A 6,306-nucleotide genomic window follows, 5' to 3' on the forward strand; every position below is an offset into this window, starting at 1 on the left:
AGGAAGCAGGGGGACATGCCCGACGCCGGTTCTGACCCGATCGACTTCCGCGAGATTGATGTACACGGAAATCCGACCCATTTCGGTCGTGCGAATCCCGGCCGCGAATCCCCGCCCGGACCTGGGACCCACAGCCCCGGGGCCAACGGCCCTGGCGCCCGCGAATGGAGTTCGGCCGAGGCCTCCGGGGCAGGGTTCACCCCGCGGGGAGGCCGCTTCCCGGTCAACCCGTTCATCGCGGTCCTGTGGGTCCTTGTTGCAGGTCTGATCCTGGCCGCCTTCGGAGCGTTCAACGTCGCTCAGGAATCCCTCAACGCGCCAACGTCAGTCGAGTCCCCGCAGATGGGCTATATGTGGATGAGCTTCGCACCCTTCCTGCTGTTCGCCGGAGTCCTCGGCCTGCTGGGGCTCCTGTTCTGGCACGCCACCCAGTGGGGCAGCAACCGCGAAAAGCAGCCCCCGCCGTCGTAATCCACCCGGATCCACCAGACGGGGTGGTGCGGTGCCCGCGTTCAGCCGCAGCCGCGTAAGCTATCCGGCCGGCACCTCAGTACCGGCGAGCCCTCCGGAATGGCCGGCGAGCCCTCCGGAGCTGTGATCATCGGAGTCCGCCGCCTCACGCGCGGTGGCTGCCGGCCGCCGCATCTGGAGTTCGTCCGCGACCTGGATGTACCACGCGTAGGCACCGAAAGCGGGGCTGGGGGTGTCCAAATGCCGGTACAGGGCATCGGCCAGTTCTGCGAGCGCGGATTCGGGCATCGCCGCCACTGTCGCCGCCGGATCGACGGTTTCGTCGAGGTATCGGGCAAGGTCCTTCTCATTCATCTGGCACTCCCCGCTTCAACCAGCCCGGCAAGTTTTCCGTTCACGGCGGGCAGGTGGCCAACCGCCCCGGTCAGCGGCGGCAGCGCGCCAGGTACCAGCTCGGTGTCGGCGTCCCCGGAATGAATGGGGCAGACCGGGATGTCGTCGGGTTCGAGGATGGTCAGTTGGAACATGTCTGCGTCTTCAAGGGCAGCAGCGGCAGCATTTCCTAGTTCAGGATGCACGTCCGCATGTTCGCTGTTGTCATGCGGTTCCGGCAGTGCGGCGTTCTGCAGGTAGGACAGTACTGACGGCTCAAGGTGCGAAGACCCGCGGAAGTCCAGGGTGATGCATGGGCCGGTACCCAGCCTCTGGGCGCGGAGCAGGAGGTGAAGCAGCACGGGGAAGTTCGTCTGGGTCAGGCAGCCACCAATTTCGAGGGTGACACGTCCGGGATCGAGATCCACGCGGACCAGGACACGCAGTTTGTGATTCAAAGAATTCTCCAAGGGAAAGTCCGTAAGCCAACTGCATAGCCCAGACTTAATCGTACGGAACTGTCGCGGGCGTCACAAGTCGCGGCACCGGGCACGAACGTCGGGCACGAACGCTTGGCGCCAACGCCCGGGGCACGCACGCCAGCTTAAGGCCGGTGGACCGTCCCGAGGTGTTCTGCCGTATCCGGCGGAGTTCTCACGTACCGAGGAGCTTGGGGGCGGCCTCCTCCGGCCAGTCGATGCACTGCGTGTAAATCTCATGCTTGCGGAGGTAGTGCGCCGTGAACGGGCAGTGCGGAATGATGCGTTTTCCCGCGGCTACGACGTCGTCCAGCGCAAAGTGCACCAGCACGTTGGCCAGGCCCTGGCCCATAAACTCTTCGGCCGTCTCCGTGTGAATGAAGTCGACGTGGCCGGGTTTGTCCATGATCCTGATGTTGACCGCCAGTTTCCCGCCGACGTGCAGCTCGTAGCGGTGGAGCGCATCGTTCCGGAAGGTCGTGACATCCGGGGTGAATTGGTCCTCGGTGGATACCGTGTTCTCCGTCATGGTTCGACATTGGCACTTAATGACTGTGCTGGCAATGGCTCCTCCGCGCGGACCGGCACCCGGCCCAGCAGCAGGACAGCGAGCGTGAAGCAGGCGGCGCCCCCGCCCAGCAGGGTGAGCGTCAGCCCGTTGAACGCGGCGTCAGCCACGGGGATAAAGACGACGACGACGGCGGTCACCACCGCGGCAGAAGGCCGCCCGCGCGAGTGCGCCGCCGTCGGCCGTTCCTCCAGCCGGCCGAACAATGCGACGGCGGGCAATAGCAGGGCAACAACGCCAAGCAGCACCAGCGGCCTCGACCACCACCACTCGGCGGTTCCGGACACGGGCTTGGGGAAGTCGGTGAGCAGGAGCAAGCCGGTCATGGCGGCGAGCAAGGGCAGGTGCCAGAGGTAGACGGTCATCGCACGGCGGCCGACCAATGCCACCACTGTCCGAACCCACCGCATGGAAGCGAGCCGGCCCAGCACGGGCCCGGAAAGCTGCAGCGTGGCGGCCTGCGAAACGCCGAGCAGCAGCAGGCACAAGTTGGGAGGATTCAGGTTCACCAGCATGTTGTTCCGGTACAGACCCAGACCCGTAACGACGAGGAGCAGCAGATTGCTGGCGGCGATCAGCCCGACCAGCCAGGAAATCCTGCGCCTGGCGAGATAACCGTCGGCCACAAAAAAGCCGAGCTGCTGCACGGCGCACCACAGGAAAATCATGTTGACATAGGCGAGCAGCGGCATGGCGCCGCGGAGACAGTCGATCGCCACAATTAGGGACGCCAGGCCGCAAAGTGTCAGCCAAGGTGCGCGCCGATGGAGCCGGGCCAGGAGCGGGATGTTCAGTTGCGCCGCCAGATAGGCTGCGAGGAACCACAGCGGCATGCCGGCCCCGCTGGCCATGAGTTCCACCACCTGGGGCGCAACGCCAAGGAGCAGGGCACCCCACAAACCGAGGAACATCACGGCCAGCAGCGCCGCCGCCGGCCGGATGAGCCGCAGCAGCCGCGTCTGGGCGAACTCATAGCCGTTGCCGCCGCGGGCCTGCGTGCGCCGCCATGACTGCAGCCCGGTGATGCCGCCGGCCACAAAGAAGAGCGGCATCACCATGAAGATCCAGATAACGGGTTCGAACCAGTCCTGTTCCGCGAGGGTGTTGACTGTGGTGACCGTGCCGTCGGGGTGCAGCACCGGGCTGGTCATCATGCAGTGTCCCACCACCACAAGGGTGAGGCATGCGAACCGCGCCAAGTCGATGGCCTGGTCGCGCTCCGGCGCGGCTGTACCGGCAACGGACCCCGGCCGACGCAGTGATTCCTCCATGGCGCCCCTTACAAACGCGGAACTGGCGAATGTCTTGGTACCGTCCATTCTCCGCCCGGTCCAAGGCGGTTGCCAGCAGGGTCAGGCTTGGCTGGACATCTGGCGCAGCTCGGCCTTCCTGATCTTGCCGCTGGCGGTCCTGGGCATTTCGCTGACGAACATCACCGACTTGGGGATCTTGTACCGGGCGAGCCGGCCGTCCAGATACTCGCGGAGCTGCTGTTCGCTCAGGTCCGCGCCCTCGCGAAGCAGGATCACCGCGCGGGGCACCTCTCCCCATTTGTCGTCGGGCACACCGATGACAGCTACGCTTCCGACGGCCTCAAGTTCGATGATGGCCTGCTCCACTTCCGCCGGGTAGATGTTCTCACCGCCAGAGATGATCATGTCCTTGAGCCGGTCAGAGACAAAGACAAAACCGTCCGGATCCCTGTACCCCATGTCGCCGGATTTGAACCACCCGCCGTCGGCGTAGGAGGCTGCCGATTCTTCGGGACGGTTCCAGTATTCATGGATGACGTTCGGTCCCTTGATCTGGATTTCCCCGACTGTTCCGGCCGGAGAGGGATTCCCGAGCGGGTCCGCAATCCGGATGTCGGTGAAGAAATGCGGCAGGCCTGAGGAGCCAGCCTTGTCCCGGGACCGGGACACCGGGAGGGTCGTGGCCCCCGGCGCCGTTTCAGTCATGCCATAGCCGTTGGAGAACCTGAGTCCCCGCGCTTCGTAGGCCTCCAGCACGCGAAGGGGTACCGCGGAACCGCCGCAGGTGAGCTTGTTCAGCGAGCTGATGTCCGCCGTCGCCCAGTCCGGATGCTCGCAGAGCAGCTGGTACGTGGTGGGAACGCCGCTGATGGTGCTGACCCTGTGCTGTCCGATGAGCTGCAGGACCCGTTGGGGATCAAATTTGGCTTCCAGGATTACTGTCCCGCCTTTGAGAAGGGTGGGAAGCACACCCATGTCCAGGGATGCCACGTGGAACATCGGTGAAATCATCAGGGCCACGTCGGCGGATGAGAAGTCAAAGTCCACAATGACGTTGATGCAGTTCCACGTGATGTTGCCGTGGGTGAGCAGGGCACCCTTGGGACGACCCGTAGTGCCGGAGGTGTAGAGGATCATGGCACCGTCATCCAGGCCGACGGCCTCATCAAGGGGCTGCGCCGCACCGGAAGCCACGACGTCGCGGTACTCCTCCCGCGCCGGCTGCCCGGCAGCCCGGCTCTTCCCGCCGGAAGTGGTTTGGTCGGTGGCCGGTGCGGAATCACCGGGACGGCCGGCGGCGGTTGGGCCGCCCCCAGTTGAGCCGTCCCCGGAGTCGTCGACGGCGATGAGCCTGCCCACCGCCGTCCCGGCGGCGCCGCGGGCGGCGAGGTCGCTGAGGCTTTCGGCGTAAATCAGGACCCCGGCTGCGCAGTCCTGAAGCTGATACTGGATTTCCGGAGGCGCCAGCCGGGTGTTGAGCGGAACAAAGATGGCACCCAAAAGGCCACAGGCGAAGAGCGTTTCCAGGAAAGCTGGATGGTTCTCGCCGAGGTAACCAACCCTGTCCCCCTGGGCCACGCCCCGGTCCCGCAGGGCGTTCGCGAGCCGGTCGGCTCGTTCGGCCAACTGCTCGTAGCTGAGTTCATGGTCCCCGGAAATGAGGGCGGTCTTGGTGCCGGACTTCGGGCTGCGCCGTCGCAGCCACGAACCGATGCCTGAATTCTCCATCGTTGGTCCTTTCTTATCTCAAGGTAGTCCTGCGGAGGCGGGTCAGAGCTTCACGGTCTGCAGATCGTTGTTCTTCGGTTCTTTGGTGAGCAGGATGAAGACGATGGAAACAACCGACATGATGGCGAGGTACCAAACCACCGAAGCCGTGTTTTGGCCCGAGTCCTTGAAAATCTGCGCCACGATGCCCGGCGTGAACCCTGCGCCCAGGAGCGTGGCGAGCTGGTAGCCCAGCGACGCACCGGTGTAGCGGGACGTGGTGCCGAACTGTTCGGAGACAAACGCAGCGAGCGGGCCGAACAGCGTGGAGTGGATCATGAGGCCCACGGTGAAGGCAACGAAGATCAGCGCGATGTTGTTGGAGGACAGCAGCTGGAACATCGGCACCAGGTAAAGGATAAAGAGCACCAGCCCGCCGATCATGACAGGCCGCCGCCCCAGTTTGTCCGAGAGCCGTCCGCCCATCACAACGAACGCGATGGAGATGAGTGAGGCCGCCGCGTAGGCATACAGCACGCCCTGCCTGTCGGCGCCCTTGGAAACCGCGAACGTGACGGCGAACGTGGCCAGGACTACCTGCAGCGCGAAACCGGCTGCGCCCGCGAGCATGGTGAAGATCAGGGTCTTGGGCTTGCGGATGACCTGGAGCAGCGGAATCCCCTGCTTGGCCGCGGCCGTTGCGTGTTTCCCCTGTTCAAGCCGTTCCTGTTCAAGGGCCGCCTTGAAGATGGGGCTCTCGGACACCTTGAGCCGGACGAACATGCCCACGCCGAGCAGCACGAAAGACAGCAGGAACGGCACTCGCCAGCCCCAGGCAAGGAACTGGTCGTTGGGCAGCGAGGAGAAAGCACCCATGATGAACGTGCCGAGGACGGCACCGGTCGGAGCGCCGGCATTGACGAAGGAAGCGGCAAAGCCGCGTTTGCCCGATTCGGAATGCTCCAAGGCCATCAGGGCAGCGCCGCCCCATTCGCCGCCTACCGCGATGCCCTGGAAGACGCGCAGGATTACGAGCATTACGGCGCCCCACGGGCCAGCCACGGAGGCGCCTGGAACCAGCCCGATCAGCGTGGAGGCCAGGCCCATGACCAGCATGGAGATGATCAGCATGCCCTTTCGGCCCATTTTGTCCCCGAAGTGGCCGAAAATGATGCCGCCCAGCGGTCGAGCCACGTAGCCGGCAGCGAACGTTCCGTACGCCGCCACCACACCCACCCAGTCGTCCATGCCGGAGAAGAAGACCTTGGGAAAGACCACGGCCGCAGCTGTGGCGTAGAGGAGAAAGTCGTAGTACTCGATGGTGCTGCCCAGGTAGCTGGAGGCAATGACGGTGCGCGCCTCTTTGCGCCGGCTGGCAGTGTCCATGGCCTGAAGCTGCGATATTTGGGACATCGTTGTTCCTTAAAGCAGAGGGGTGGGTGGAAGGGGGTGGAGG

At 64.7% G+C, this 6,306-nt stretch carries 7 protein-coding genes; 1 reads left to right on the forward strand and 6 read right to left on the reverse strand.

Going from position 1 to position 6,306, the window contains the following annotated elements:
• The first annotated feature begins 15 nt into the window (after nucleotides 1-15).
• Entirely contained in the window at nucleotides 16-471 is a 456-nt protein-coding gene (locus LQ144_RS18010) for a hypothetical protein (protein WP_230120077.1), read from the forward strand.
• Nucleotides 472-531: 60 nt separating this feature from the next.
• Here LQ144_RS18010 and LQ144_RS18015 read toward each other — a convergent pair whose 3' ends face one another.
• From LQ144_RS18015 to LQ144_RS18040, 6 genes are all read right to left on the reverse strand, one after another.
• Nucleotides 532-825 carry a hypothetical protein gene (locus LQ144_RS18015; protein WP_230120078.1) on the reverse strand — a complete coding sequence of 98 codons (294 nt, stop codon included), beginning with the start codon at nucleotides 823-825 and terminating at the stop codon, nucleotides 532-534.
• On the reverse strand, nucleotides 822-1,301 hold the full coding sequence (locus LQ144_RS18020; protein WP_230120079.1) for a hypothetical protein: 480 nt from the start codon (nucleotides 1,299-1,301) through the stop codon (nucleotides 822-824). Before LQ144_RS18020 ends, LQ144_RS18015 begins: the two co-directional genes overlap by 4 nt.
• A gap of 196 nt (nucleotides 1,302-1,497) precedes the next feature.
• A complete protein-coding gene (locus LQ144_RS18025; RefSeq protein ID WP_230120080.1) occupies nucleotides 1,498-1,851 on the reverse strand; it encodes a GNAT family N-acetyltransferase in 354 nt (117 codons plus the stop codon).
• The gene (locus LQ144_RS18030; protein ID WP_230120081.1) at nucleotides 1,848-3,161 is read right to left on the reverse strand and encodes an acyltransferase; all 1,314 of its coding nucleotides are present in this window, start codon (nucleotides 3,159-3,161) and stop codon (nucleotides 1,848-1,850) included. The genes LQ144_RS18025 and LQ144_RS18030 overlap by 4 nt, the downstream gene beginning before the upstream one ends.
• A gap of 81 nt (nucleotides 3,162-3,242) precedes the next feature.
• On the reverse strand, nucleotides 3,243-4,871 hold the full coding sequence (locus LQ144_RS18035; RefSeq protein WP_230120082.1) for a long-chain fatty acid--CoA ligase: 1,629 nt from the start codon (nucleotides 4,869-4,871) through the stop codon (nucleotides 3,243-3,245).
• Between the two features lie 42 nt (nucleotides 4,872-4,913).
• Nucleotides 4,914-6,263 (reverse strand): MFS transporter, encoded by a 1,350-nt coding sequence (locus tag LQ144_RS18040; protein WP_230120083.1) that lies wholly within the window; start codon nucleotides 6,261-6,263, stop codon nucleotides 4,914-4,916.
• Nucleotides 6,264-6,306: the final 43 nt, after the last annotated feature.

The sequence above is a fragment of the Arthrobacter sp. Bi83 genome (assembly GCF_918698095.1).
Classification (GTDB): domain Bacteria; phylum Actinomycetota; class Actinomycetes; order Actinomycetales; family Micrococcaceae; genus Arthrobacter.